1 protein-coding gene is annotated in these 1,738 nt (G+C 72.3%); it reads right to left on the bottom strand.

The genetic code is table 11. The features are described 5' to 3' along the window. Positions 1–172: 172 nt before the first annotated feature. Positions 173–1,738: BCCT family transporter (locus tag ACOJUJ_RS03295; protein WP_420125417.1), on the bottom strand; the 1,566-nt coding region annotated here is incomplete at its 5' end.

The following is a 1,738-nucleotide window of genomic DNA, read 5'->3' as shown; positions in this document are numbered from 1 at the left end:
CCGCGACCCCTACCGCACCCCGCACCCCGCCGTGTTCCTCTGCTCCTCCGCGAGCTGGCCGGGGCCCGGAGTGCACGGCATGTCGGGGCGGAACGCCGCGAAGTCGGTCTTCCTCCACCTGGCGGGCCGCCGCTGACCGGCCGGCCCGCCGGTCCTGCCCCACGCGGGCCGCTCAGCCGCCGTCCTCGTCGTGCCCGCGCGTGCCGTGCGACTCGGCGCCGCGCTCCCGCGCCTGGTCGGCCGCGCGGCGCAGCCGCCGGTGGCGGGGGTTGTGCTGCTCGTCCACGGCCTCGCCCACCATGGTGCGCACCGCGTCGCGCAGGCCGTGCAGCGGCATCTGGCGCGGCGGTCCCGCGCCGGGGTCACGGGAAAGCTCCCGGATCAGCGCGAAACACATCAGCAGCATCACCACGACGAACGGCAGGGCGACCAGGATCGTCGCGGAGCGCAGCGCCTCCAGGCCGCCGGCGACCAGCAGCACCGCCGCGACCGCCGCCATCAGCACGCCCCAGGTGACGACCAGCCATCCCCGGGGGTGCAGCGCGCCGCCGCTGGTGAGCGAGCCCATGACCAGCGCGGCGGAGTCGGCGCTGGTGATGAAGTAGGCCATCACCAGCACGATCGCGACGGCCGAGCTGACGGTGCCCAGGGGCAGGGCGTCGAGCAGGCCGAACATCCCGGCCTCCTCACCCTTCTCGGCGATCGCCCCGGTGAGGTCGGCGCGCCCCGTCTCGTCGGTGCGGATCGCGCTGCCGCCCATGACGGAGAACCAGACCACGGACGCGCCACTGGGGATGAGGAGCACCCCGATGAGGAACTCCCGGACCGATCGGCCGCGGGAGATCCGGGCGATGAAGGTACCCACGAACGGCGCCCACGACAGCCACCAGGCCCAGTAGAAGATGGTCCACGCGCCGAGCCACTCCTGCTCGCCGAAGGCGCCGGTGCGAGTGGCGAGGGTGAGGAGGTCCTGGAGGTAGGCGCCGACGCCCGAGGGCATGGCGTCCAGCACGTACACGGTGGGGCCGACCACGAAGACGAACAGCATCAGCGCCGCGGCGAGGACGACGTTCATGCTGCTGAGCCACTTGATGCCGCGGTGGATCCCGGAGAACGCGGAGAGCACGAACGCCGCGCTGAGCGCGAAGATGATGATGAGCTCCAGCGTCTGGGAGTCCTCGATCCCGGTGGTCAGGTTGAGGCCCCGCGCGATCTGGAGGGCGCCCAGCCCCAGGCTGGTCGCGGTACCGAAGACCGTCGCGAAGACCGCGAGCAGGTTGATGGCCTTGCCCGGCCATCCGGCGGCGCGCCGCTCGCCGAGCAGGGGCACGAAGACCGAGGAGAGCTGGTTGCCGCGGCCCTTGCGGAACGTGGCGTACGCCAGGCCGAGCCCCGCGACGGCGTAGATGGCCCACGGGTGCAGCGTCCAGTGGAAGAACGAGTACTCCAGCGCGTGGCGGGCCGCGTCGCCGCTCTCCGGTTCCACCCCCGTGAACGGCGGCGGGTCCGCGTAGTGCATCAGCGGTTCGCCGACGCCGAAGAACATCAGGCCGATGCCCATCCCCGCGCTGAACATCATCGCGATCCACGCCGCGTTGGTGAACTCGGGCTCGTCGGTGTCGCGCCCGAGCCGGATGCGCCCGAACCTGCTGAGTGCGATGACGACCGCGACGACCAGGAAGGCGTCGGCGCCCAGGACGAACAGCCACGCGAAGTTGTGCAGCACCCAGTCGAGCGC

It is taken from the genome of Longimicrobium sp. (assembly GCF_048594345.1).
Lineage (GTDB): Bacteria > Gemmatimonadota > Gemmatimonadetes > Longimicrobiales > Longimicrobiaceae > Longimicrobium.
The sequence above is the reverse complement of the archived record's forward strand: the minus strand, read 5'-3'. Positions and strand labels throughout refer to the sequence as shown.